General features: G+C 60.7%; 21 protein-coding genes and 2 pseudogenes. 8 read left to right on the top strand and 15 right to left on the bottom strand.

The genetic code is table 11. The features are described from left to right. The first annotated feature begins 52 nt into the window (after positions 1-52). Positions 53-805 (top strand): MucR family transcriptional regulator, encoded by a 753-nt coding sequence (locus RLDS_RS35335; RefSeq protein ID WP_021225172.1) that lies wholly within the window; start codon positions 53-55, stop codon positions 803-805. Positions 806-877: 72 nt separating this feature from the next. Here the strand turns inward: RLDS_RS35335 and RLDS_RS35330 are convergent, their stop codons facing one another. The 9 genes and pseudogenes from RLDS_RS35330 to RLDS_RS57465 all read right to left on the bottom strand — a co-directional run. Beyond that, positions 878-5,170, bottom strand: coding sequence for a strawberry notch-like NTP hydrolase domain-containing protein (locus RLDS_RS35330; RefSeq protein ID WP_021225171.1), 4,293 nt, complete (start codon positions 5,168-5,170; stop codon positions 878-880). A 153-nt stretch (positions 5,171-5,323) separates the two neighbouring features. Beyond that, positions 5,324-5,551, bottom strand: a complete 228-nt coding sequence (locus RLDS_RS56470; protein ID WP_021225170.1) for a hypothetical protein — start codon at positions 5,549-5,551, stop codon at positions 5,324-5,326. 148 nt (positions 5,552-5,699) lie between these two features. Beyond that, positions 5,700-5,927: pseudogene (locus RLDS_RS56650) on the bottom strand (PIN domain-containing protein); the annotation flags it as partial. Positions 5,928-5,957: 30 nt separating this feature from the next. Beyond that, complete coding sequence (locus tag RLDS_RS57185; RefSeq protein WP_021225168.1) at positions 5,958-6,092, bottom strand: PIN domain-containing protein; 135 nt, start codon at positions 6,090-6,092, stop codon at positions 5,958-5,960. A gap of 2 nt (positions 6,093-6,094) precedes the next feature. Then, positions 6,095-6,331: an antitoxin gene (locus tag RLDS_RS35315; RefSeq protein ID WP_021225167.1), complete on the bottom strand. Its 237-nt coding sequence runs from the start codon at positions 6,329-6,331 to the stop codon at positions 6,095-6,097. 329 nt (positions 6,332-6,660) lie between these two features. After that, positions 6,661-6,879: a hypothetical protein gene (locus RLDS_RS56465; protein ID WP_021225166.1), complete on the bottom strand. Its 219-nt coding sequence runs from the start codon at positions 6,877-6,879 to the stop codon at positions 6,661-6,663. Between the two features lie 95 nt (positions 6,880-6,974). Next, on the bottom strand, positions 6,975-8,966 hold the full coding sequence (locus RLDS_RS35305) for a ParB/RepB/Spo0J family partition protein (RefSeq protein WP_021225165.1): 1,992 nt from the start codon (positions 8,964-8,966) through the stop codon (positions 6,975-6,977). Positions 8,967-8,999: 33 nt separating this feature from the next. Further along, the gene (locus RLDS_RS56900; RefSeq protein WP_236616814.1) at positions 9,000-9,362 is read right to left on the bottom strand and encodes a toprim domain-containing protein; all 363 of its coding nucleotides are present in this window, start codon (positions 9,360-9,362) and stop codon (positions 9,000-9,002) included. A gap of 24 nt (positions 9,363-9,386) precedes the next feature. Next, a pseudogene (locus RLDS_RS57465) lies at positions 9,387-9,629 on the bottom strand (DUF7146 domain-containing protein); the annotation flags it as partial. Positions 9,630-10,645: 1,016 nt separating this feature from the next. Between RLDS_RS57465 and RLDS_RS35295 the strand changes: the two are divergent. From RLDS_RS35295 to RLDS_RS35275, 5 genes are all read left to right on the top strand, one after another. Then, on the top strand, positions 10,646-10,996 hold the full coding sequence (locus tag RLDS_RS35295; RefSeq protein WP_236616812.1) for a helix-turn-helix domain-containing protein: 351 nt from the start codon (positions 10,646-10,648) through the stop codon (positions 10,994-10,996). A gap of 169 nt (positions 10,997-11,165) precedes the next feature. Next, on the top strand, positions 11,166-11,822 hold the full coding sequence (locus RLDS_RS35290) for an RNA polymerase sigma factor (RefSeq protein WP_236616811.1): 657 nt from the start codon (positions 11,166-11,168) through the stop codon (positions 11,820-11,822). Further along, positions 11,815-12,879: a FecR family protein gene (locus RLDS_RS35285; protein ID WP_031297680.1), complete on the top strand. Its 1,065-nt coding sequence runs from the start codon at positions 11,815-11,817 to the stop codon at positions 12,877-12,879. The genes RLDS_RS35290 and RLDS_RS35285 overlap by 8 nt, the downstream gene beginning before the upstream one ends. 99 nt (positions 12,880-12,978) lie before the next feature. Then, positions 12,979-15,585, top strand: a complete 2,607-nt coding sequence (locus tag RLDS_RS35280) for a TonB-dependent receptor (protein ID WP_084514709.1) — start codon at positions 12,979-12,981, stop codon at positions 15,583-15,585. 5 nt (positions 15,586-15,590) lie between these two features. Further along, on the top strand, positions 15,591-17,669 hold the full coding sequence (locus tag RLDS_RS35275; RefSeq protein ID WP_236616816.1) for a prolyl oligopeptidase family serine peptidase: 2,079 nt from the start codon (positions 15,591-15,593) through the stop codon (positions 17,667-17,669). Here the strand turns inward: RLDS_RS35275 and RLDS_RS55175 are convergent. From RLDS_RS55175 to RLDS_RS35265, 6 genes are all read right to left on the bottom strand, one after another. Next, positions 17,591-19,399, bottom strand: coding sequence for an asparagine synthase-related protein (locus RLDS_RS55175; RefSeq protein ID WP_084514706.1), 1,809 nt, complete (start codon positions 19,397-19,399; stop codon positions 17,591-17,593). The two genes, RLDS_RS35275 and RLDS_RS55175, sit on opposite strands and share 79 nt — an antisense overlap. Further along, entirely contained in the window at positions 19,387-20,070 is a 684-nt protein-coding gene (locus RLDS_RS55170) for a lasso peptide biosynthesis B2 protein (RefSeq protein WP_161626718.1), read from the bottom strand. Before RLDS_RS55170 ends, RLDS_RS55175 begins: the two co-directional genes overlap by 13 nt. Before the next feature lie 67 nt (positions 20,071-20,137). Then, positions 20,138-20,278, bottom strand: coding sequence for a hypothetical protein (locus RLDS_RS56240; RefSeq protein WP_021225156.1), 141 nt, complete (start codon positions 20,276-20,278; stop codon positions 20,138-20,140). 186 nt (positions 20,279-20,464) lie between these two features. Beyond that, the gene (locus RLDS_RS0127840) at positions 20,465-21,070 is read right to left on the bottom strand and encodes a GntR family transcriptional regulator (RefSeq protein ID WP_161626717.1); all 606 of its coding nucleotides are present in this window, start codon (positions 21,068-21,070) and stop codon (positions 20,465-20,467) included. Between the two features lie 11 nt (positions 21,071-21,081). Continuing rightward, positions 21,082-21,498 (bottom strand): helix-turn-helix domain-containing protein, encoded by a 417-nt coding sequence (locus RLDS_RS35270; RefSeq protein ID WP_021225155.1) that lies wholly within the window; start codon positions 21,496-21,498, stop codon positions 21,082-21,084. A gap of 110 nt (positions 21,499-21,608) precedes the next feature. Continuing rightward, a complete protein-coding gene (locus tag RLDS_RS35265) occupies positions 21,609-22,058 on the bottom strand; it encodes a hypothetical protein (RefSeq protein WP_021225154.1) in 450 nt (149 codons plus the stop codon). 622 nt (positions 22,059-22,680) lie between these two features. Here RLDS_RS35265 and RLDS_RS35260 point away from each other — a divergent pair. Together RLDS_RS35260 and RLDS_RS35255 are read left to right on the top strand one after the other, a co-directional pair. Beyond that, entirely contained in the window at positions 22,681-23,445 is a 765-nt protein-coding gene (locus RLDS_RS35260; RefSeq protein WP_021225152.1) for a DsbC family protein, read from the top strand. Between the two features lie 175 nt (positions 23,446-23,620). Beyond that, a complete protein-coding gene (locus RLDS_RS35255) occupies positions 23,621-23,938 on the top strand; it encodes a hypothetical protein (RefSeq protein ID WP_021225151.1) in 318 nt (105 codons plus the stop codon). The last annotated feature ends 29 nt before the right edge of the window (positions 23,939-23,967 follow it).

Here is a 23,967-nt window from a genome sequence, read left to right as displayed (position 1 = left end):
GCAAGCGCGCGTGGTTCAAGACCGCTAGTTCCAGCCAGAAGAAGGAAATTGCATGGCCGAGACCGACAATGCAGGCGTCATGTCTTTGACCGTGACGTTGCTCAGCGCCTATTTCGCGAACAATACCGTCCCGAGCGGTGAGTTGCCGTCGCTCGTCGAGGGGACAAGGCGGGCCTTGCTGGGCGACGCACCGGTCGGAGAGGGTATATCAGTCAAACCCGCCGATGACGGAGTAGCGGAAACACCGCCGGCCCCGCGTGACTATAAGGCAGCAGTATCCGTTGAGGAAAGTCTGGCCTCGCCTGACCAGATAGTGAGTCTGATCGACGGCAAGCCTTACAAAGCACTCAAGCGGCATCTCTCGACGCATGGCCTGACGCCTGCTGAATATCGTTCACGCTACGATCTGCCGGCCGACTATCCTATGGTCGCGCCAAGCTATTCGGCGGCTCGCCGCGAAGTTGCGCGCAAGCTGGGGCTCGGCGGCAAACGCAAAAGCGCTCCTGCGCCGGTGGCCGAAGCGGCGGCTGCGCCCCCGGCAGTCGAGGCGCCAGAGACCGCCGCAGCCGAAGCGACGCAGGCAACGTCGGCACCTGCACGGCGGGGACGCGTAAAGGCTGTCGAGGCCGAACCGAAGCCCGCGGCGAAAAGGCCGAGGCGCAAGGCAAAGGACGGGGCGGCCAAAACTCCTGCCTCAAACGCGGATGCAGCCCCGAAGCCGAAGCGCAGCCGGGTACGCAAGGTGGCCGGCGAGGCGGCAGCTCCATCCGAGACTGCGCCTGAAATCCCGGCTGTAGCGCAGTGATCGAAGCGGTCCGGGGCCACCAGGGGCCCGGACCGCAAGGCGCTTTGTCAATGGATCGGCCTGCTCGTGGGATCAAATCCGGGTCATTGAGAGGATTGCCGTGATGACCTCGTTCGATCTGTCCAGTGGAATGAACAGGCGGGTCTTGTACTGGATGACCTCGCTGAACATGCCATGCGCCTTTAACCGCTCGCGATCTTCGGGCCGATAGTTGCGAAGCTCGAGGCGTCGCGAACCGTTGACCAGAGCGGTCATGAGCGTGGCGCCACCCAGACCTGGCAAGGCGATGCCCGATCCCTTCTGGGCGGCGGCGATGAATTCGGCGGCGGTCAGTTCGACTGTACCGTCAAGACCGAACGCCGCTTGCAGGTCGGTCATGGCTTCCGCCGGGATCAGGCGTCCCAGGATCGAAGTGCCCTCGCCGTCATCAATTCGCCAGACGCGGACATCGTCCTGCGGAAGGCGGTGCCAGACCGGGAGGAGCAGGCCGGTCGCGACATTGACAAGCTCGATGTCAACCTTCGCATCCGCGTCGCGCGCCTCCGCTTCCCAGAGCTTCTGGAATTCGTCGCGATCAATGTCTTTCCAGAGACTGGCCCACATCGCAATCTCCTGTATGCGCGTCGCGCCGGTCGGGCGAACGAGCTGGCACATCGACACGATTCGGCCTTCCTCGTCGGTGATCGACCAGGACGGAACCTTGAGCGCGACACGTTTCGAACGGCTGTTATAGAGAAAAGCGATCTCGCTGGTGCCTTCCCAGATCTGCATGAGGCGCTTCCAGTGCATGACGCGCGGCCGCAAATGGAGTTCGAGGCGAAACAGTTTCGTCTCTGCGCCTGTCACCGGATCGGCGCGCAACGTCTGCTCGGACCGGACGATCACCCGCTCGGCACGGATCGTCTCGACGCCGACGTCGAGTGTTCCCGCTTCCCGGGCGGCGTCGACGCGTGCCTGGATGAGGCCCATATACTCATCGAATATCGCGTTCTGCGTGGCAATGCGCAGGGCAAGGATGCGGTTCAGCCACCGCTGGATCGGCGGCAGCTTGTCGAGCAATGTGCCATCTTCCTCTGTGAGTTTCAGCCCGGTCATAGTCTGGAAGTCGGCCAGGTTGACGCTCGACAGCTTGTTGCCATGGAGCAGATGATACCATTGGGTGAGGGCCTCACGCGCGTAGTCGCTTTCCAGATTGTCGGCAGGGTCGAACAGGTTCTGACCACCGGTCTGGCGCTGACCGCGGGTCAGGGCGCCGAGGCTGTCGAGACGGCGGGCGATGGTGGAGATGAACCGCCGCTCCCCTTTGCAATCGGTGATCACCGGACGGAAGACAGGCGGCACGCTCTGGTTGGTACGATGCGTGCGCCCCAGGCCCTGGATCGCGACATCGGCCCGCCAGCCCGGCTCAAGCAGAAAGTGGATGCGGCGCTTGTCGGCGGTCCGGCAGGCAAGGTCGGCATGATAGGACCGTCCGGTGCCGCCTGCGTCCGAAAAAACCAGAATCGGTTTCTGTCCGTCCATGAAAGCCTGCGTTTCGGCAAGATTGGCGCGACCGCCCCGCCGCTCGAGTTTCTGGCAGCCGTCGCTGCCGATCACGACCCGTCTCGAGCGCCCGGTAACTTCGGCGACCCTTGCGGTTCCGAAATGGGCGATCAGCGCATCGAGCGCGGCTGGAACCGGCGGCATCGCGCATAGCTCCTCGATCAGCGCGTCGCGCCGGGCAATGGCTTCGGTGCACTGGACCATATTGCCGGCCTCATCGCGCATCGGTTCGGAACGCAGGGAACCGTCGCTGGTCGAGAATACCCGCATCTGCTGTGTGGGGAATGCGTTCTTGAGGTAATCGATCATGGTCGCGCGAGGAGAAAGCTCCAGATCGAGATGCGCGCGCTCCTGGGGGGAGAGTTCGGCCAGGCGGCGATCGAGAATCGCTTCGGAGGTGCTGACCAGTTGCACCACGGCGACGTTTCCGGCAGCGACCTCCGCCTCGATTGCTTCGAAAACCGTCGGCATCTTCATCGAGATCAGCAAGGCAGACCAGAAACGCTGTTTGGAGCTCTCGAACCGGCTGAGCGCAGATCCCTTGGCCATCGCATTGAGGGTGCGGCCGGACGCGGGATCGACGATATTGGCGGCCTCGAGCGCTGCGGCGACGCCGCGATGAATGACGGCCCAGGCATCGGCATAGGTGTCGTAAATCTCGATCTGGGCAGGGGTCAGCCTGTGTTCGAGCGGGTCATATTCGACACCGGCGAAACTGAGCGCGCGCGCCGTATAGAGGCCCATGGCCTTGGTGTCGCGCGCCACGATTTCCATAGCGGCGATGCCGCCCTCGTCCATCGCGGCGAGAAAGGCGTCGCGGTTCTGGAAGGCCGTGCCCGGCCCCCAGAGACCGAGCCGCGCCGCGTAGCTCAGATTTTCCGGCTTGGTGGCGCCTGTCGCCGAGACATAGATCACGCGCGCGCGCGGCAGGGCGTTCTGGAGGCGGACGCCGGCAAGCCCCTGCTCGGATCCTTTGGCTGCCCCGAACTCCGTTTCGGTGCCGGCGGCATTGCCGAGTGCATGGGATTCATCGAGCAGGATGACGCCCTCGAAATCGGCACCCGCCCAGTCGAGCAGCTGCTGCAATCGCGACGCGCGATCGTGGCGCTGCGACCGCAGGGTCGCATAGGTCATGAAGAGGATGCCGCTGTCCATGCTGACCGGTTCGCCCAGCGGGAAGGCGTCGAGCGGCTGGATATCGATGGGTACGCCGCCGAGCGCACTCCAGTCGCGTCTTGCGTCTTCGATCAGCGCTGAACTGCGGGAAATCCACACGGCGCGGCGGCGACCACGGTTCCATTGGTCGAGGATGATCCCGGCGCCTTCCCGGCCCTTGCCGACCCCTGTGCCGTCCGCGATGAAGAAGCCGGTGCGGTAGACGACACCTTCGGGATCCTCGCGCAGTTGATCGCCAGCCTGGTTCGGCGCGAATATGCCCTTGAGATTGCGCTCGCAGGCTTCGCCCGCGTGGATGATGGTTTCAAGCTGGGCGTCGGACAGCGCGGCCAGGGCATGGGTCTGGAGCATCGGCTGATAAGAGGGCGCCGGCGGGAGGACCGATGCCATGGCAACCGATTCGACCAGCTGATCGGGATGGGGCCGCGCACCGGCAATCTCGATGCGCGCTGGGCGCCACGGTGCATAGTGGCCGACCGGATCGCCTGCCGGAAGCGGCGTCTCACGCACCGCGTAGACCAGCGGCCTTGCACTGCCGTCGGCCGCGATCCTGTCGGGCGTCGCCAGCACGCGCTTCTGGAGGCCGCCGAAGATCGTGGACGGCGTCGACATCGTCGGCTTACGGGGCCGCAGCGGAACCACTGCGGGCGCGGGCGGCTGCGGTTCGGGCGCGCGGAGACGGGTAGGAAGCGCGCGCACGATTGCCTCGGCCGCCTCTATCGACTGAGCAGTGTGGCGCTCGGTGACGCCCGTCCAGCCCTTGTCGAAGACCAGGAGGCGAACCGCGATGCTGGTGCCATGCTTGGCATAGGGATTTCCGAGGATGGTGATCTCGACGCGCGGCATCACCGTCTCGCAGACCATCGCATAGCCCGTCGCGGCGGTTCCATCGACGGCAAAGCTCGGCGGCATGATCGCGACGCAGCGTCCACCTGCCGTCAGGCGCAGAAGGGTCGAGCGCAGATGGCGCGCGCCGGCAAAGCGATCCTTGCCCCGGCCTTCGCTTCGACTGAAAGGCGGGTTGATCAGAATGACGCTCGGAGTCTGGCCTGCGGGAAGCAGATCGTTGATGAACTCGGCGTCGTGGGTAGTGACGGGCCGTTCGAACAATTTGCGGAGCAGCGCCGCCCGGGCAGGGTCACGCTCGTTGAGTGTCAGACTGGCGCCCGCACGCAGCGCGTGGACGGCCAGCATTCCGGTGCCTGCCGAAGGCTCAAGGACATGGTCATCGCGATCCATATGGGCCGCCAGTGCAACCAGCCACGAGAGCGAGATCGTCGTGCTGAACTGCTGCATTTCGACCTGATGTTCGCTGCGATAGGATTGGGTCGGGAGCGCGCGCTCAAAGCTGCGAAGCGATGCGAACGCATCATCCCCGGGCGATGCAAGGCCGGTCGGGTTGATTTGCGACTTCAAAAGCAGGACCTGCGCGGCTTCGAGGGCATCATAGGCATCGCGCATGGACCAGGCCCCGCTTGTGTCGGAGCTGGAGAAGGCCTCTTCCATGAGACGCTTGAGGACCTGGCGGTGAACCGATTGGCCTTGAGCGAACAGTTCGGCGAGCCGGGTCGCTACACAAAGCAGGCGCGCGGGCTTGGTTGCTTCGGGCTCGTCAGGGTGCACGAGCGCGAGAAGTGGATGTGACATGGCTGGAACTCCAGGTTGTGGATCAGGACCTTCGCGGCCCGCCGCTCTCCACCCCCTTCCCTCCCGGCGAAGAGGCGCCACGAAGAAAGGGCCGTGGCGTGGTGCCAGGCCCTTTCGCGTGCGATGAGGGTGAGTTGTGACGCCGTCCAAGCGCTATGGTGTCCCGAGAAGGATCACGGCGATCGACGGCTTTTCGTCGGCCGCGTGCTTTCGGCTGTCATAGGCATGGCGGCCGCCGAGGCCGATGGTGAGCATGTCGAACGTGGGTGATGTTCCGCCATTCGCGTTGGGGATGGAGGAACCATCGCCATGTATCCTGACAGTCTGGAAGCAATCCGCGTGCGAACCGATGTGAAACGTGCACGTGATGCTGGCGAGCATGACAGGGAGCCGGGGCCGGTCCTGACTTCACCCTCCTGGGGCGCGCTCCCGTGCCTCCTCCTTCCCAATCGGGATTGCCTTATCTACGTGCCCAGGACTGCGTCGCTCTACCCTGCTTTGTCTGCCGCGCAGGCTTTGGGCGAAACGCTCATTCCTCCCAGTTTTGATGACCAAGGCCCGTCACACGCGAGAACTCGCGGCTGTCGCGCGTGACCACGGTGAAACCGCGTGCCAGCGCCTGTCCGGCGATCAGGGTATCGAGCGGGCCGATCGGCGTTCCAAAGTCGGCGGGAGCAGCGCGGACTTCGCCCGATACGCGGGCGTCCTCGCGGTCGAACTCAATCACCTCGAACCGCAGGGACGCGATGCGATCGAGATTTTCCTGAACACGAGCGCTGTTGCTGGCTCAGAAATACAGTTCGTGCATGACGACCGACGATACTACGCGATCGAGCGTGCTGTGCCGTTCGAGCCGCTGCCAGAGTTGCTTGTGGTCTTTGAGCAGGCCGATGATGCTATTCGCATCGAGCGAGAACATCATCGTCAGCTATCCATGGAATCGCGTGTCTCGAAGGTCTGTGCCGCGTTCACGGCCTTCTCGAAATCCTTGTCGACCGGTCCGACCAACGCCTTTAGCCATGACCAGTCGGAAGAAATGGGTTCGAGGATGACGGCATCGCCTTCGCGGCGGATGCGAACCTGATCCGTGTCGAACCTGAAGTCCTTGGGCAATCGCACGGCCTGGGAGCGTCCGGTCCAGAAGATCTTGGCGATGTTCATGAGGCTTCCTGACTGCCGTCCTGGTAGATACCATTGCCATAAATCAGATGCGGCGGGGCTTCGAAAGATGCAATGGAAAGCGTGCGGAGGTGACGCTGGCTCACGCCGCAGTCCTGTTTGGTGGATGTCTGTAGGGCAGTAGTGTCTCGCTACGCGGCCTCGCCCGATTCCCCGGCGTGATCACGCCCGAATCGGGATGGGGCACGATCAGCGCATCTCCTCGCTGATCTGGGTCATGCGGCCTTGTCCAGATGGCCTTCGCCAGCCCCTGTGTCAGCGCCACGGCTAGCCTGATTACAGCCCACCGTGGGCGTCCATCGCCCACCATGCTACAAACTCGCGATCGGCGCAGACCGTCCAGATAATGTCGTCAAACTGGATATCGACGAAGAATAAGGTGATCCGGCGTCCACCTTGGTGTGTGCGCTTGTCGTGAAATTGCCGTTGGGGATGTCGACCGGCAAGGTTGCAACATCGTTCAAACGCGCGAACCCGGTGGCTTCGGCATCGGTTGCCCGCATGATGGGAAGCTGGGTGATATCGGCCATTAGCTGGCTCTCTGGAAATGCGATTACGCAATGAGATCGCGAAAAAGAACCAGGGCCGCGGCGCATTGCCACGGCCCCGGAGGCATTGTCAGCGATCAGGCGGCCTGTGGCAGATCGTCCCCGGTAACGAGGTTATCCTGGTCGTTCGCGGGCACAACATCGACCGCGGTCGTCGGCTGGCCGTAGCGCATGACGTCCGGCACCCATGCGGTAGCGGCATCACGAAGTTCCGCTTCGATCGGGACGGACCCGGCGAAGATCTTCTCGGCCGAAGTCGCGAGGTCATGCTTTTTCGAAGCGCCATAACGGCTCGACAACTCCTTGCCGCCAATCTCCTCGAGATGGGCGAGGATTGCGGCCTTGCTGCTCAGGCGATCGAAATAGTTGTTCGCGGTCGGCCGCCACCAGGCCGCGACATCGATGTCGAGCTTGGTGCCGAGATGGTCGATGAGCGCTTCGCCCTTGCGGCCGGCGGTGACGGCATGGAGCGTGCGGGCGATCGCCCAGGCGAGCCAGGCGGCCCGGGCTTCGTCGGGAAGATCGCAGAAGGCGTCATATCGCTGACAGGCGTCACCCGCCTCGGTCCAGCTGCGGTCGAGCGCTTCGTCGATCTTGCTCCATTCCTCGGCGGCAACCGTACCGCTCTGGAAGCCGGTGAGCGCGGACCAGGGCTTGTCGGCCTTCAGTTCGGTCGCAAGGTCTTCGCCGCCATAGTGACGGGTCGCCTTGTCGACCATCCAGAAGGTTCCGAGATCAAGGGCGAAGCGCGGATCGCTGGCGATGTGGACGCGCAGCAATTCGCTTTTCATCTCGGCCAGTTCCTGGGACAGACGCTGGCTGTAGGCCGCCTTGCCCGGGACGGCGGCAACTTCCTCATTCTCGTCCTCACCGCCCGCTTCGATGTCGACGTCCTCCTCTTCGGGCTCCTCGACCGGAGCCACATAGAGCTGCTCGTGGAGGCGGGGCTCGCCGTCATGGCCGATCACGACATAGGCGAGAGCGGATGCCTTCTGTTCATCGGTCAAGACCGGCGCGGGCGTCTCGATCGAGCGATACTCGGCCTCGAGCATCTCGACGCGATTGGCCTGCTCGGCCTGGCCGTCCTCGTCAGCGTCTTCCCAGGCTTCGTTGGCGGCCTCGATCTCCGCCTCGATTTCCTCGAGACGCGCCTGCTGCTCCGCCGTAAGGTCGGGCGTGTCACCCTTGAGCGGGCGCAGATCCCAGGTGTCGTTATAGCTGACATGGGTCGCGGGAATGACCCGGACTTCCGCCAGGCCCTCGCGCTCGCGCAGGGCTTCCGCGGCGACCGCGAGCTTGTCGGCTACGAGGCGGTTAAGGAGATCGCCATCGATCCAACGTTCGGTCGTCGAGTCGGAGAACAGATCAAGGTCGACCCGGCCGCCGGCCTCGATATAGGCGTCGCGGCCGACCAGCAGCGCCTTGGGATCGCTGCCGACATAGGTGTCCTCGACAAGCTGGCGTTTGATCTCGTTGACATTGGCCCGGTAATAACCGTCCTTGAGCAGTTCGAAGACCTCAGCCTGCCGGGTGCGATCGCTGTTGCTGGCATAGGCGACGGCCACGTTGAGGGTGATCTCGCCGTTGCGCAGCGCTTCGAAGATGGGATCGGCGAGATCGGCGAGACGGAGCCGGCTGCGAACGAAGCGTTCGGTGAGCCCGAACCGCTTGGCGACGTCCTCAGGCGTCTTTCCTTCGTTCTCGATGATATCCTGGAAGGCACGGCAGGTGTCGGCCGGGTTCATCGTGAGATTGAAGAAATTCTCCTCGAGACTCGTCTCGATCGCGTCCTTGGCATTGCCAAGCACGAGAACTGCCAGTTGATAGTCGGGTTCGAACACGCCCTTCTCGATGAGGCGATGGACGGCATCGAGGCGGCGGCCGCCAGCGATGATCCGGTAATGCCCCTTCTTGCGCGAGACCGGCACGCCGATGAGGTTCTGGCGCACGCCCTTGACGGCGATGTTCGCCTCGAGCTGGGCGTCGGCGATCGCGTCGCTGACGGTGCGGACGTTGCTCGGCGACTTGGCGAGGTTCGCCGCGGGGATGAGGATGGGAAGTTGGGTCATGTAGATAGTCTCCTGGCGGGGTCAGCCTGACCATCAGGCCACTTGCCGCCACCACTCCCCCACTCCCTCCCCTCCCGCCCGCAGCACGTCGTTCCAGTCCTTGAAGCCATGCGGCGGGAATTCGACGGCGATGTCGCGGCCGCACGCCTCATAGGCCTCGAGCGCGTGTGCCACGCCGATCTCGCCGGCGATGTCGTTGTCGGGGAACAGGATCAGACGCTCCACCCGATCGGGGATAGCGATCTGGTGAAGCCGCTCGCTTCCCAGCGTGGCCCAGACCGGCACGCCGAACAGGATCATCGCGGAAAGCGCGGTCTCGACACCCTCGGCGAGGCCCAGGACGGAGGTCGCGGCGCCGAGCATGACGGCGGCGTGATCGGGGCGGCCGAGCGTCATGCGCGGGTCGACGAGATCGCGGGCGCGCCTGGCATCCTCCCGATCGAAGAATGTCCGCTGGATCGCTATGAAGCGGCCTTCATCATGAAGACCGCCATCGTGAAGCGCGGCGATCATCGCCGGCCTGAAGTCGACCGCGCCGCCCTGACCGAGGGGTGTTCGTGGATGAAAGCGGAGCGCGCGCGGGAGCAAGGCGATCCGCCGGCGGCGCAGATATATCTCGCCGGGCGTACCGGCAAGCGGCCGCGCCTCATCCCATATGCGCATGGCCTGCTGCCGCCGCCACAGGTCGGTCGGCATTTTTGCCGATGTCGCAGACGCCTTGTCGACATGATGGAGGGCGTTTTCCTCGAGGCGCAGAATCTCGTTGATGACGTCGCGTGTGTCGCACCCAGCGAAGCATTTGAAGAGGAGGGCATGATCACCGACACGAACGGAGAGACTTGGACTGCGATCGGAATGAGCAGGACAGCAGCACATGCCGCCGCCTGGCTTCCAGACGCCCCCGAGGCGCTTGACGATATCGGAACCGATCGCCTCGAGTTCCGGGTTATGTTTGGTTGCAGTACGCGCCATGAGCGCTCTCCTGGATAATGCCCGCCCTTCGAGACCTTGCTGGAGCTTCGATCAGCGCGTCGCGGCGCGAATGACGGCAAGAAGGCGGGCGTTGGACCCAGCGATCCGAAGATCACCCAACCGAAGGTTCCCCCACTCCCCTCCCGTCAAGGGGCGTGACCGTGCAGCGTGCGCCATGGCCGATGGAGGCGGGGCTGAAAACCGGCTGGCCGCAAGACCGTAGAATGTCGACAACCGGGTGGTGAAGCACTCCGGCCGCCTCCGTTGTGGCTGCTGAAAGGCCGATCTCGGCGTGATAACTGATGGTATGCGCGCAGAGCCAGCAACAGCATTCGTCATCTGATCGAATGACGTAAATCACGCAGAGAAGAACCGCCCACAAGGCTCGACCGCAACGACACCAGACCTGCCGCTCTGTTGACGCCCGTCGAGGGATGACGTGTAACTATTGGAAGCAGAAATGATTATTATTATGAGACATAATCTCATGCAAAATGGATGGATTTCCTCTGCGCGTCATTTTTACGCAGAATGTTACAAGAAGATCAGAAGCCATATGAAGTTTCTTCTGTCGCGTGAAAGGAGCAATTTATGTCCACACGCACCAGATTGAACCCTCCCCTCCCGGGCCGCAAACGTTGCTGCAAACAGGGAGAGGCGCGATGATTGAGGGCCGGAGCATAACAACCACGGTGAGCCGCTGTCGCATGATCGGGCTTACGGAGCAGGTTCAGCGGCTGCGTGCAGATGAGTTCGGCAAGGAGCTTTTCACAATCCCTGCCTTCGAGATCTTGCTTGACCTCTATAGCTGCAAAAGCGTTCAACCTCGCTCACTGACATCTCTTACGGGAGCTTCGAGCGCATCGGAGAGAAACTCGCAGCGGATCGTTCACCGACTTGCCGCGCGCGGCTTCGTGAGGCTGCACCGAGATCCTTCCGATGGCCGCAGGATCCTCGTCGAATTGAACGGCGACGCCGCGGCATTGCTCGATCGCTTCTTCGACCGAATGGTGAATCTGGCGGCGGAGTTGCTGCCGGATAATCGGCAGCAGAGATGATGAAGCTCTTGTCGCATCGCAGCAATGCCCATGGGTTTGTTCGACGCTTGCAACTGGCACCAAAGCAAGGCAGACTCATGGTGCAGCGCGGGAATTGGCTGGGAGCCGGCTGCAGGATAATCCTTCCAGGCATGATGATGGGCTCATCCACGAGGGTTGAGCGCAGTTATTGGACGACATCGCCCGCCACCTTTGGGTGGTCCTGTCATGCTGTCTTCGATTCAATTCTGCCCCGGCGCGTCGGCGCCTTTCGATCCCGTTCGGTGCGCCTGACCCTATGTATGGGGCGCAAGAGAACGAGGCAGGCGCCGCGCGCGCGGCCGCTGTCTATGACGAGCTCCAGTTCGAGGCCGTGTACCGCTCGGAAGCACCAAAGTTGCTGTCTTTCCTGCGACGGCGAATATGGCTCGAAGAGGATCGCGACGATCTCGTACAGGAGGCTTTCGCGCGGCTGGCAGCATCGCAATCGGTCTACGCATGGAGCAATCCGGGCGCCTACCTGCACGGGATCCTGCGGCACCTGCTGGCGGATCGCGTACGTGCCTGGGCCAAGGCTAAATCTTTGGATCCGGTGGTCTTTGCGGCTCGCCACGAAGTTTCCGGTCCCGATACCACGGTGGAATTGAACGATATGCGCAAGCAATATCGTCTGGCTGTCGACAGCCTTCCGCCCAGAACGAAAGAGGTATACTTGTTACATCGCGCTGAAGAGCTTGGATACAGGCAGATAGCGGAAAAGCTGAACATCAGCATTCGAACCGTGGAGTGGCATGTGGCGGAGGCCCTTGTTCGAATCGACAAAAACATCGGGAATGCCAATGGCTGACAAGGATATGCCGGAAGGGTTGCCCCGAATGGATCAGTTGATGCGCGAGGCGTCGCTCTGGTTCGCGCGAATGCGCGGGCCTGATGCCGAAAGTTATCGTCCTCAATTCGAATATTGGCTCACGCTCGGAGCATCTCACCGCGACGCCTATGAGCGGGCGGGCGAAATCTTCGCGTTGGGGCGGTTTTTAGCGTCCGAGCGGGAAAGGATAGAGGACGAGGCGAACGACAACGAGCCAACGGGCCGCTCCTGGAGATGGGCGGCGATCGCCGCCAGTCTTCTGCTGGTTGTCGGCACCGGTAGCTGGTTCGCAAGTCCGCAGCTTCGCGGCCTGGCAGACGGATCCCCGCAAGTGGCGCGGTTGCACGAACGTCCTCCTGTCGAACAGGCGCGGTATGACACCATTGTGGGCGGCAGGCGCAGTCATCGCCTTATCGATGGGTCCGTAGTCGAGCTTGACGAGGGCAGCGAGTTGTCGACGAATTTCGGCGGGACCAGACGCGAGCTGAGGCTCGAACGCGGCCGGGCACGATTTGAGGTAGCCCACGAGAGCCGCCCCTTCATCGTGCTTGCCGGCGGCGGACGTGTCACCGCGCGCGGAACCGTGTTCGATGTGATTCTTGGCAAGGACAAGCGCGTTACGGTTCGCCTGCTTCGAGGGGCGGTAGACGTCGAAAGGCCGGAGGCCGCCAGGGGCGACCATGACACAGCCGCAGTAGCTCGGCTCGAACCGGGCGAGGTCCTGAGCTTTGCGGCGGTAACGCCGATATCGCTGTCTAAGCCTGTGGACAGGACCGCGATGGAGCCAGGCGGGCTCGCGCCGCAACAGCCTTTGATCCGTGAATATGAGCGCACGCCATTGTCCGCCGTCATTGCCGAAGCCAATCGGGATTCGGCGACGTCGATCAGGCTCGCGGATCCCTCCATCGGCGCGCTGAGGGTCAGCGGACGGTTCCGGGTGGACGACGCCGAGCAGGTCGCCGACCGCCTGGCGGTGTTGTTCGATCTGGATGTCGAACGAACCAGATCGGAGGAAATCACTCTTCGAAAGCGATAGTTGAAGATTTTTTACACGCCTGCCCCGTAGATTGCAGTTTTGTGGCGATGCTCTCTGAAAACTCCCGCCAGATTGTCGGGATTTTCAAAGGGGGCAAGAATGGTTCGAATGCAGTCTCGGTTTCGGTTTCGTCATGCCCTCCTCGCTGCGGTTGCGATCGGCACGCTTGTGCCGGTCGCCCCCGTTTATGGGCAGGAGCAGCGCCGCGTTGAGTATAGGATCGAGGCCGGTGATCTGGGTGAAGCCCTCAAGACGGTGAGCCGCCAATCGGGCAAGGAGATCATCTTCACCTCTCAGGCCGTGCTCGGGCGGACCGCGCCGGCGCTGCACGGGGATTTCAGCGCCGACGAGGCCGTTCGGGCGCTGCTGAAGGGCTCAGACCTCGTGGCGCGGTTTCGGAAGGATGTGATCATCATCCGGGGGCGATCGGAGACGCCGGGTGACCTAGCGGATCACCCGGCGGATCGGAACGACATTGTGGTTACGGGGTCACGGATTAAGGGCGCCCCTGCGACTTCTCCAGTTACAGTCAGCACGAGAGACGAAATTGAGAAGCAAGGCGTCTCCGATCTCGGCAGTTACATCAGGCTTCTACCACAGAATTTCAGCGGCGGTCAGAATCCGACCGTTGCCGGGGGCGGCGCCCAGGGTAACAACAACAATGTGAGTTCCTCCTCTACACTCAATCTTCGGGGACTCGGTCCAGACGCGACGCTGACGCTGCTCAACGGTCATCGCCTCGCTTATGACGCGCTGGCTCAAGGGGTGGATATCTCTGCCATTCCTTTGGCCGCGGTCGATCGCGTGGAGGTGGTCGCCGATGGCGCGTCTGCGCTCTACGGCTCCGATGCAGTCGGTGGCGTCGCCAACATCCTTTTGCGTCCTGAGTTTCGCGGCGCTGAGATTTCCGCTCGACTCGCAACGACTACCGATGGCGGCGGCAAACAGGCGCAAGTTTCCGCAGTGACAGGAGCAACCTGGTCCGATGGCGGTTTCATGCTTGCAGTGGACTATACATCCTTTCGTCGCATCAACGCAGGCGAACGCAGCTACACCTCTTCGATGGATCCGAGCGCCACGCTGGTTCCGAGCGTCAGGCAAATCAGTATCGTGGCGGCCGGCCATCAGCGAGTTACGGAAGGGATCGAGTTTAAAATTGACGGAACCTTCAGTCGTCGCAACTCCAAATATGATAACCCGTTCCTGAACACCGAGTCGGTTACGGAGAACGGGCTTCGCTCCAACCCGATCGTGCGCACCTACTCCGTTTCCCCGAGCCTGACGGTGGAGTTGACCTCCGTCTGGTCGCTGAACGTTTCAGGAACAATCGCCGACAGCAAAGCGGATCTTCATTCAAGGCGATATTCTGCTTCGGTCGAAACGCCGGGCCGGTTGATATACAGCAACGATATGCGAAGTTTGGAGGCCGGCATTCAAGGCCGTCTTGCCGAATTGCCGGGCGGAGAAATTAAACTCGCCGCCGGTGGTGGCATCCGATCATTGGGGCTTGGTGTCTTGGTATCCAACACTCCCCCCGGACTCCCGACGAACGTAACCGAGCAGTTTCATACGAGGCGAGGCGTCGAGTTTGCATATGGTGAACTGACAGTTCCAATTTTCGGCAACGGCAACGGCAGGCCGTTACTCTACCGCCTCGACCTCACTGCGGCGGGTCGGTTCGAACATTATGAAGCGGTTGGTTCGGTTACTACACCCAAATTCGGCTTCCGCTATGCTCCATCACCTGATCTAAACTTGATGGGCAGTTGGGGCCGTTCATTCAAGGCGCCAACTCTTTATCAGCAGAATCAGGTACGGCAGGGAGTATTGCTGCCGGGTTCAATCTTTTCGGACAATCCTGGCGGCCTTCCTGTTCTCCTGCTGGCGGGAGGCGGCACGCCACTTCGCCCGGAAAGAGCGGAGACCTGGACAGCAACAGTCTCGTTGAACCCCAGGGCAATTCCCGGCCTGCGCCTGCAGGCGAGCTACTTCGACGTGAAGTACAAGGACAGGGTTGCGGTTCCCATCGTCGGCGCCACTGCCGCTCTGAGCAATCCCATATATGCCGCTCTCGTGAGCCGCACACCATCGGCAGCCGCTGTTGAGGCGGAAATCGACCGTCTACCCCAAGGGCTTTCGAATTTCAGCGGTGCGGCGTTTGACGCGGCCAACATCGCAGCGATTATCGACGCGACGGATCGGAATGTGGCCCGTCAAAATGCGAAGGGCGTTGATCTCTCCGGCGAATACAAGTTCGCGGTCGGTGGATCGCAAACATTCGAGATTTCGGCAAATGCGACCTATCTTGAAAGCCATCGCCAGGTTGCAACAGGCTTGCCATTTAGCCAGTTGGCCGGCACCATATTCAATCCACCAAATTGGCGCATGGAAGGTGGCTTCACATATTCCCGCCCGTCCATCGATGCTTCGCTGTTTGCAAATTACATCGGCGGAACCAACGATACGCGGACGCTACCCGAGGTGAATGTCGGATCGTTTACATCGCTTGATGCGACCTTCAGGTATAAAGCGGAAAGAGACGGCGGCGTCCTCGCTGGGACTGAAATCATTCTCTCGGTCCTTAACTTGCTGAACGAGAAGCCAGCTCGAATTCGAAACTCAGATCTGTCTCTGCCACCTTATGACTCATCCAACTACTCAGCAATTGGACGGCAGATCTCATTGACGCTGCGCAGGCGGCTGTAGTGAACATGAATAACAAAGCAGCGTGGCTGCTCGCGACAGTTTTTCTCACGCCGCATGCCAGTTTCGCTTCTCAACCTATTCAAAAGGCTTGTTTCGAACGGCTCGCCACCTATGCCATAGAACGCCCGCGCATACCGGGTTCTTGGATGGAACGGCCGCAGTTCGACCTTTCGCCAGATGGCGACCAATTGATTTATGTCGAGCGCTCAGCGAATGTTGCCGACAACTCCCTCAAGGACGGACTGTGGATCGTCGATTTGCACGGAGGCGTAGAGCGCAAGCTCATAAGTACACTGCAGACTAGTAGCGACGCAGCTGACCTACGGTTGCCCAACCCGCTGTTCAGTCCTGACGGTACTCGCGTGGCGGTAGTAGGAAATAGAGGTATTACCATCTTCGGCCTTCGAGGCGAACCACCCAATATAATTGGCGTTGATGACGCCAAGATAGCAGATTTCCTCTGGTCTCCCGACGGTAAGTCTCTGGCCGTGCTGCTCGTTACATTGTCGAGCTATCCGTTGCGTAGCGGCTACCAAGCCCCACCGGATTGGGATGGCGCAAGCCGGGATGCTGTCCGGCACCGCCTCGTTATTCTGGATTCTTCCAGCGGTACGGCGATCGCGGAAGCACCTGCTAGCTATGATCTCGTCGGGATCGACTCCGCGTTTTCCTGGTCACCTGATGGCAGGAAGATCGCTTTCAGCGCGCAGTATTCGAGCGCGGCAACGTCCGGCACGATGGGGCCGAACATCTATGTGTGGGACCTCGGTACACAGGATATCGAAACCTACGTCGAGCATTCGGGGCCGAACCTTGACCCGCACTGGTCCCCCGATGGTAGAAGGATCGCTTATCTGACGGCCGATGGCCGAGATCCACTCACGAGTGGCTTGCAACTGGTCGTACAAGGGACCAATGGCCGCGATCGCCTGATCATATCAAAGCCCGATGAGACCACAGGCACGCCCTATCTTCCCAACTGGATCGATGCGGATCATCTTGCTTATGTGGCGATGCGTCAGATGGAATGTCCGGTTTTCGAAGTCGATGTCAATCGAGGTACCGGCACACTCCTCGGCCAACAGCCTTTGAGTTGCTTTGGCGGGATCAAGGTCGGCATTCGGGGCCGATTATTCATGACCCGGCAGAATTTTGAGAATCCTGGCGAGGTCGTCTCCACACAGAGGCATCGCTGGGCACCAGCAGCATTGGCCGGGCTTTCGTCCAGCCTACGGCTCCCGTGGCGTGCTGAAGCGGTCTCCTGGCAAAGCAAGGACGATGATTATGTCATACATGGCGTGCTCATCAGGCCCAACCGCCAACGAGCGGCATCAGCATTGCTCGTCTCGGTCCCGGGGGGACCGGCCATGGTGACGCCAGATAGCTATAATGATGACGCACCGTTTCTTCCATATGGCCCGCTGTTGAGTGGATTCTCTATCCTCGTTCCCAACACGAGAGGCCGCGGGGGATATGGTCGTGATTTCGAAGCCGCCATCCGTAATCGAAAGGATTACGTCGAAGGCCCGCTCGAGGACGTCCTGGGCGGAGTGGACTATGTGACGAAACAGTTCGGCATTCCAAAGTCCAGATTGGCGCTCGCCGGTTTCAGCTATGGCGGAATCCTGACCGCCTATGCAGCCAGCAATGTGCATGCTTTTCGAGCCGCCATGTCTATGGAAGGTGTCGTCGACTTCTATAGCCGGGCATTGCTCGAATATGGCGGCCCGAACCAGCGAGCAGCCGACGCAAACATGGGTTATGGAAACCCCTATGACATTGGCGAAAGGGCTCGACTGCTGTCCCAATCACCGCTCAGTTCAATCGACGGACTGCAAACTCCGGTACTTCTTGAATGCGGAGAAAGCAGTCTAGGTCCGACAGATTGCTTGAAATTTTTCCGAACCGGGAATTCCCGTGGCTCTGCGCCGGTTGAGCTTGCGATCTATCCGAGAACCGGCCATCGGATACTCGAGCCTGCGCTTCGTCTCGATAGTGCCAAGCGTCAAGTCGAATGGCTTCGGAAATGGATCCCGACGTCGCCGTTGGACACCGAGGATGAGGATTGCCAATGGCTCCAGTGAGCCACCCATGCTTCCGTATCAACCAGTGACAATAGGCGGGCCTGATCCGTTCCCATAGTCGGTTTGTCGTCGGAAAGGGCGGAGGCGATTTCATCGCAATCGATGATCTTCCGACGCGCCAGATAGCCGCTGGTCAGCCGATCGAGAATCTCGATTCGATGCATGGCGATGATCTGGTTGGCGAACCCGTCGGGACCGCCTTTAGTGCGCCTTTCCAGGATGCCTTGAGGCAATATGTGCGAGAAGGCCGAACGCGCCAATGCTCTGTCCCTGCCCCCTTCGACCCACTTCCAGGTCGGGACAGCAAGACAGGTTTCAAGAACTGGTTGGCTCATCAATGGGTTGATCATGGGGGGAAGTCGACGGTCGTATCCCTCCAGGCCCGATTGAATTCTCAACAGCGCAGCAATATGAGCAGCCTTACCCGGCAGACGAGCGCGATCATCGGCTAGCCATGGGTGGCTCACGCGATTTTTTGCAAGGTCCACCACTAGACCAGCATCGAGAAAGCGCGAATCGGATGACCATTGATATCCTCTTCCTCTCGACCGAACCGATCCGATCGTTGCACCAGCCGCTTCGATGGGCGTACAGCCCGTAAGTCGGCAGACATCGCGCCAAGTATGGAGAACGCCTATACCCGGGCCATCCGCCAAGAGCCTGTCCGCGATAGGATTCGCCGACTGGGTATAGTAGAATACATTGTCACCACCATTCCCACTAAAGAAGGCGTCAACGCCCCGTTCGCGAGCTATGCGATGCATCGCGCGATCATAGGCTAAGGCGTGGCTACGCCCGATTGGACGGGCCAGATGGCGAACGCACGAAATACCTAGGTCGATGTCGGCCGGATCATATCGGACATCAAGGATTTCGATGCCAATCCCTTCCGAGAGAAGTCTCGTAAATAGACGTTCATCCCCATCTGGATCGTTGGTAACGAGGGTAACGCCCGTTACGCGTGCACGTCGCGCAGAAATGCTGGCCGCGATGATGGAGGAGTCCAGCCCGCCGGAAACGCCGATCAGGATTGAGGGATACCGTGAGGACCATGGCGAGACGACATTCTGGATCGTACGCCGAAGGATCTCGGACGATCCCGAGATATCAGACGCGGTTTCTGGCTGCGCATGGTCCCACGGAGACCATATCGCTTCAATTCTCATAGACGAGTCGCAAATGCAACAGGCGGTCCCAGGCAGCAACTCGGACAGCCCCCTAAGAGGCGTAACGGATTTTGGCAGTCCTCGTGCGTACATATGTGCCGCGAGGTCATCCCACGATACCGCCGGTGTCCAATATCCGGTTTCGGCAATGATCTCGGGATCGGACCCTATGACACAGGATCCGGGAGTGCTGGTATAGTAAGCAGGCAGCCCGCCGGACGGATCGCGCATTAGCGCGAAGCCTGTCCCCTCGCGCAAGAGAGCGCAATAAGCGCCCCAATAGCTCGTGAGAACGGCAGGCGCCCCCTTCGCAGCGACCACATTCTGCTGGTCTTCATCCAGTTCGACAAGGGGCTCCGGGGGACCGTTGCGCTCGAAGAGCGTTCCCAAAAATACGCCACGGTTGCCGTTGATCCTGATCGCGTATCCGGGAGATACGAACACCCGCACGCCGCACGCTTCAAAGCACAAGTCGAGGTTGAAGCGTTTGGCTGTTTCGTCGATGCGACTACCGTCAGGAACAGACCAATCGATCAGGAATCGTGGCGCACTCACAGCGTGCATATCGGAGTGTATATCCGTGCGACGTCGATTGAATCACCGATAACGGTTGAGCCTTGCTGTACCCAGCAATGAGCAGCGAAAGGGTTGACCCTTACCCCAATTACGAGAGAGGGGTTGTAGCCGCCGCGTAAGCTCCGCCGGATCAATGCTATTGCTCGTGGAAGGCAACGGTCATTCCGGCCAAAGAGAAAGTCGCTGACCTCGAAGGCTGCCACAATTGCTACGCGCGTCGCCGGAATGGAGGCAGAACGTCGATGGGCGAACTGCAACCGCTCTTGTTCAATGAGACGACGAACGTCAGCAATGTCACGGTGGGCCGCGATCCGCTTCGATCGTAGCCGCTCGAAGACTGCCGCCATAATTTCGATTACCGGAGTGGGATGGACTGAACGGGGACCGAGATCGTCTGTCGGTTCAGCGACGACAGGAGAATGTCTCTCTAGCCCTTTTGTCCCTGGATATTCGACTTGAAGTATCTCAAGGGTGATCAGATCGGCGATAAAGTCGGCGGCACTGTTGTCACCAAAGTTTTCGCCAGCCATGATCATCATCTGAAATGAGTGATCCAAATCCTCCGGAATGCAAAAATAGCGGCTGGTATCTTCGTCCAGAAAGATCGTTCGCCCTTCTACTGTGCAGAAGTGCAATCCTCGTTTGATACGAAGATCCATCGCCAGTCTCCGTCCGGAATGGAACGCCCGCAGACATCGGCCTAGCGGACGTTCCGAAGCATCCGCTTCAGTCGGCGGAGAGCCCGCCGAAGATTGGCCGGAGCCCGTTCTGATTGTCATTGACTGACAAGGCGCCGCCCTTGGTCTGCTGCATGACACCGCCGAGATCGAGACGCTTCACGTCGCGCCTGTCGTTCTTTCGTTGCATGATTCATTCCTCTTCAGCTGTCGCACTGATTTGCGACTGAAGGATCATAAATGGTTTGCTGGAAAGCGCCTCGAAATATACCGCGACAGGATGGCTGGAAATCCGCGCAATTTACACGGCATGACTGACCGAACCCTCTAAGGCACTGAATAAAATAACTTATCGCGCAACCTCCGCCGCGGCCGATCATGTCGGGCGCGACTCTTGCCGGCCAATTCTCCGCATGTGATAGGACTCAAGTCTACGCCGCATGCTTTTTTGGAGATCCCTCACCGAAATATTGGTCAGGGTTCTCACTTCTTTCGCGGCGTCTCCAATGTCATGAATCTCCCCGATTCGGACATAATGGAGGCGCTCGTTCAGATTGCCTACCGTTGCAATCGCAAACTCGTTGCCTGTCGCTGTCGCAAGCGAAAGAAAGAGTGAACCCACGGCATGCGAGATTCCTACAGGTGTTGATTGCAAGGTGCGCGGTGAGGCCAATTCGATCGCGTGTCTTAAAACAGATAGCCTCACTTCATGTACCAAGCTCATGAGAAGGCTCATGTTCCAAGCGTATAGTTGGACCAGCCGCTGACCGCTATAGTTAGGCAGCCGAAGACCTCCATCGGGATGAGGTTCGATCAACCCTTCGCCCATCAACCGGCATAGAGCCTCTCGCGCGGGCGTCTTGCTTGAATGGTAACGGTCGGCAATCTCTTGTAAGTCGAGCCTCCGTCCCGGGATAAATAGCCCGGCAGCGTAATCTTCCTTCAATGCTCGGTAGACTCGTTCCTGAAGAGGAGGATCCATCGCAGATATCATCAGCCCGCACCCACGACAGCGGGAGAGTCCGGCCAGGCTGGCGTCAAGGCCCGTGTGAGATGGTCAAGGTTTCTCTGGGCGATCAGCTCGATGCACATCCGTTCAAGATGGCTGAGGTCCCCAGTCGCCAGCTGCTTGGGAAAGCACATTCTCTGTCCTGCAAATAACAGCGGTATAGAAATATGCCCTGTCGACAAGCCGAGCCGGTACGCGCAGAGGAGGTGATCATCAAGACGCGACCGCGGATTGCCGGCTTCGATCTCGCGAAGCCAGCGCACGCCCATACCAAGTTCGCGCGCCAGATCGCGTTGCGTCAGGCGCTTCTTCTTCCGTGCCTCTTCAATCTGTCGCCCCGACTGTACTTTGACGTACAGAATCGGACTTTCGGCAACGGAAGTCGCTAGATTATGCGACATATCCGTGTCTCCTGATGGGAGATACTGCCCGCCAAGGCTATTCCATAAGTGAAAGCTATGGTGTACTTACCACCAATGTCAATTGACAACCTCGGCCAATCTGTCGGAAGCTACCCCGCTAAATCGCTGAGATCCCTTGATGCGGGCGTTCTGGCGCCTGACTGGAGAGCTCGATCGAAGGCATTTAACAGCGCCGACTGATCAGCTTTGGTGACCTGCATAAGTGCCACGATATAAATCGCTCCAAGGGTCGGCTGGCGGTCGTGCGGTGCACAATCCTGGACGCGCTCCGAAATACTGGTGGCGACGGTCCTTAGTTCGTTGGATGCCCCCACATGATGTTCCTCCGGACCGTTGAGGCAGAGGATTTCGGGCTCCATCAATTGCTCGACGATGGCTTTAGTGGGCATTGTGTTGAGATGTTCGATCGCGACGTGGAGCGTCGTTCCCCAGGCAATGAGCGATCGCGTAACGCGAATCAGATGACAGTGGGAATCGATCAGGACGTCCAAACCGGCTGGAGACAGTCGGAGTTTGAAGCTGCGTCGTGCTCGGCTCATCAGCTTTTGTCCTCCCCCATATTGCGACCGGCAAGCTGCTCGAGCGCACGAACAGTTCCGATTACACGACGAAATGAAGCGCAATCGGCACTATAATGCCGCTTTTGTCTTTTCCTGTGTTCGTTCGCTATCGTTGTCACCGTCAGACCCGATCCGTTTTATTATTGCTTTGTTGCGCCGCTTCGGCACTTCATTGCCCTGCCTGTTGCGGCCTTCTGCTGTGATCGTCATTGCTCATGACGCACCGGAACGACGGTGACTGCGGACCAGCAACCCGCATCACGCGCCGGCAAATCCGAACCCCAAGACACGAGCGCCGCGCGGCGCCGCGAGGAGATATATGCCATGGATTTTCCATGTTCTCTGCCTGCGCTCGCCGGAGCAATAGTCTTCTGCCTCGCTGCAGGACCGGCAGTTGCTCAAGCCTATCGGCCGAATGCGGAGGGCTATCCCTGCGCCGCGGTGCCAGCGCTTTCGGTCGTCCCGGGCGAGGACGGCTTCTCGATCCGCGCGACCATCAGGCGGTCCGGGTCTTCATCGGCGCCGGCGCAGATCAAGATCGGCAGTTCACTTTCTCTCGACAGCCGGATCTTCGCCCCCTTCCCCCGCACGGAGGTCAGTCATGTTTCGCAACGGTAAGCTCATCCTGGCCGCGCTGCTCTGTGCTTCGGCCCCGGCCGTTGCGCAGACGAACAGCGCCGAACCGCTTGCGGCCGCCGCAGAGGAAGCGCAACGGCAACTGCGCCAGACCTTCACTAACCTGACGTTCGAGGACTTCGGTCCCGCACCCGTGACGGGCCCGATATATCAGGCTGTCGCGGGAGGGCGCGTCATCTATTTTGCGCCGGAGAGCCAGCATCTGCTCTTCGCTGCGATCTATGACAAGAACGGCGTCAATCTGACTGCATTGGCGCAGGATGCGAGCGCAAGGAAGCGGCTCGGCGCCATCGATCCTGCCGATGCGCTCCTAGTGGGGCCTGCAGGCGCGCCCAAGGTAATCGAGTTCACCGATCCCGACTGCCCCTATTGCCAGGCGCTCGAGCGCTTCTGGCTGGCGAAGGAAGCCGAGGGCAAGCCCGTTCAGCGCCTCGTCTACTTCGTGAGCGGTATCCACCCGCAGGCAGCAGCCAAGGCGGAGCATATCCTTTGCTCGCCCGACCCTCAGTCGGCCTTCAAGGCGGTCTATGCCGGCGCGCAACCTGCCTCTCTGCAGAAGTGTCGGGCGGGCGCCGAGAAGGTCGCGCGGGACGCTGAGACAGTCCGCAAGATGGGCGTTTCGGGCACACCCACACTCTTCGTGGATGGGAAGCTCGTCTCGGGCTTCCAGCAGGCCGAGCTTGAAGCCTTTCTCGAGACCCAGGGCAGCGCGGCCAAGGCCAGCCCCTGACGGGCGATCCGCAATGATTTTGGCGGGCCTCGGGCGCGCGCGGCGCAGCCGGGGACCGGAATGCCGGTGGGAGCGCGGCTTCAGGGGCCGTCCAGCGCAGCCGCCGGCCGGACACGATTACGGATCGGTACCGGCAAGCATGATCTGGACGGCCCCGACGACAAGGAGATTGAATATGTTGACTTTGCTTCGGGGAAGGACGTTCCGCACGATCGACGCGGCCGTCCTTTTCCTCCTGGCCGCGATCGCCGGTACGAGCGTCGCCTACGCCTTCCAGGCGCCGGCCGCTGGCGACCTTGGTTACGACATTTACGACATCGTCGTGAACCAGGGCGTGAAGGGCCCCATGGGCTTCGTGGGCGGCGTTGCCGCCTTCCTTTTCGGCGTGTCGCGGCTCTTCTCGAACATCATGATCGGCATCCCGACGATCGTGGCGGCGGTCTGCCTCATCAAGGCGGATTCGATCCTCCAGACCTTCGGCATGCTGATCTGAGACCAGGATCGGGCGCGCCGGCCGGGCCG

This window comes from Sphingobium lactosutens DS20, assembly GCF_000445105.1.
GTDB lineage: Bacteria > Pseudomonadota > Alphaproteobacteria > Sphingomonadales > Sphingomonadaceae > Sphingobium > Sphingobium lactosutens.
The sequence above is the reverse complement of the archived record's forward strand: the minus strand, read 5'-3'. Positions and strand labels throughout refer to the sequence as shown.

Coding starts and splice junctions, on each gene's coding strand:
- RLDS_RS35265 (WP_021225154.1), bottom strand. CDS start 22,058: ATGAGCCGAGCACGACGCAGCTTCAAACTCCGACTGTCTCCAGCCGGT.
- RLDS_RS35270 (WP_021225155.1), bottom strand. CDS start 21,498: ATGTCGCATAATCTAGCGACTTCCGTTGCCGAAAGTCCGATTCTGTAC.
- RLDS_RS35305 (WP_021225165.1), bottom strand. CDS start 8,966: ATGACCCAACTTCCCATCCTCATCCCCGCGGCGAACCTCGCCAAGTCG.
- RLDS_RS56470 (WP_021225170.1), bottom strand. CDS start 5,551: ATGCTCGCCAGCATCACGTGCACGTTTCACATCGGTTCGCACGCGGAT.
- RLDS_RS35315 (WP_021225167.1), bottom strand. CDS start 6,331: ATGAACATCGCCAAGATCTTCTGGACCGGACGCTCCCAGGCCGTGCGA.
- RLDS_RS56240 (WP_021225156.1), bottom strand. CDS start 20,278: ATGCAACGAAAGAACGACAGGCGCGACGTGAAGCGTCTCGATCTCGGC.
- RLDS_RS35330 (WP_021225171.1), bottom strand. CDS start 5,170: ATGTCACATCCACTTCTCGCGCTCGTGCACCCTGACGAGCCCGAAGCA.
- RLDS_RS35255 (WP_021225151.1), top strand. CDS start 23,621: ATGTTGACTTTGCTTCGGGGAAGGACGTTCCGCACGATCGACGCGGCC.
- RLDS_RS35285 (WP_031297680.1), top strand. CDS start 11,815: ATGGCTGACAAGGATATGCCGGAAGGGTTGCCCCGAATGGATCAGTTG.
- RLDS_RS35295 (WP_236616812.1), top strand. CDS start 10,646: ATGATCGGGCTTACGGAGCAGGTTCAGCGGCTGCGTGCAGATGAGTTC.
- RLDS_RS55170 (WP_161626718.1), bottom strand. CDS start 20,070: ATGGATCTTCGTATCAAACGAGGATTGCACTTCTGCACAGTAGAAGGG.
- RLDS_RS35260 (WP_021225152.1), top strand. CDS start 22,681: ATGTTTCGCAACGGTAAGCTCATCCTGGCCGCGCTGCTCTGTGCTTCG.
- RLDS_RS35335 (WP_021225172.1), top strand. CDS start 53: ATGGCCGAGACCGACAATGCAGGCGTCATGTCTTTGACCGTGACGTTG.
- RLDS_RS56900 (WP_236616814.1), bottom strand. CDS start 9,362: ATGACGCTCGGCCGCCCCGATCACGCCGCCGTCATGCTCGGCGCCGCG.
- RLDS_RS35280 (WP_084514709.1), top strand. CDS start 12,979: ATGGTTCGAATGCAGTCTCGGTTTCGGTTTCGTCATGCCCTCCTCGCT.
- RLDS_RS57185 (WP_021225168.1), bottom strand. CDS start 6,092: ATGATGTTCTCGCTCGATGCGAATAGCATCATCGGCCTGCTCAAAGAC.
- RLDS_RS55175 (WP_084514706.1), bottom strand. CDS start 19,399: ATGCACGCTGTGAGTGCGCCACGATTCCTGATCGATTGGTCTGTTCCT.
- RLDS_RS0127840 (WP_161626717.1), bottom strand. CDS start 21,070: ATGGATCCTCCTCTTCAGGAACGAGTCTACCGAGCATTGAAGGAAGAT.
- RLDS_RS56465 (WP_021225166.1), bottom strand. CDS start 6,879: ATGGCCGATATCACCCAGCTTCCCATCATGCGGGCAACCGATGCCGAA.
- RLDS_RS35275 (WP_236616816.1), top strand. CDS start 15,591: ATGAATAACAAAGCAGCGTGGCTGCTCGCGACAGTTTTTCTCACGCCG.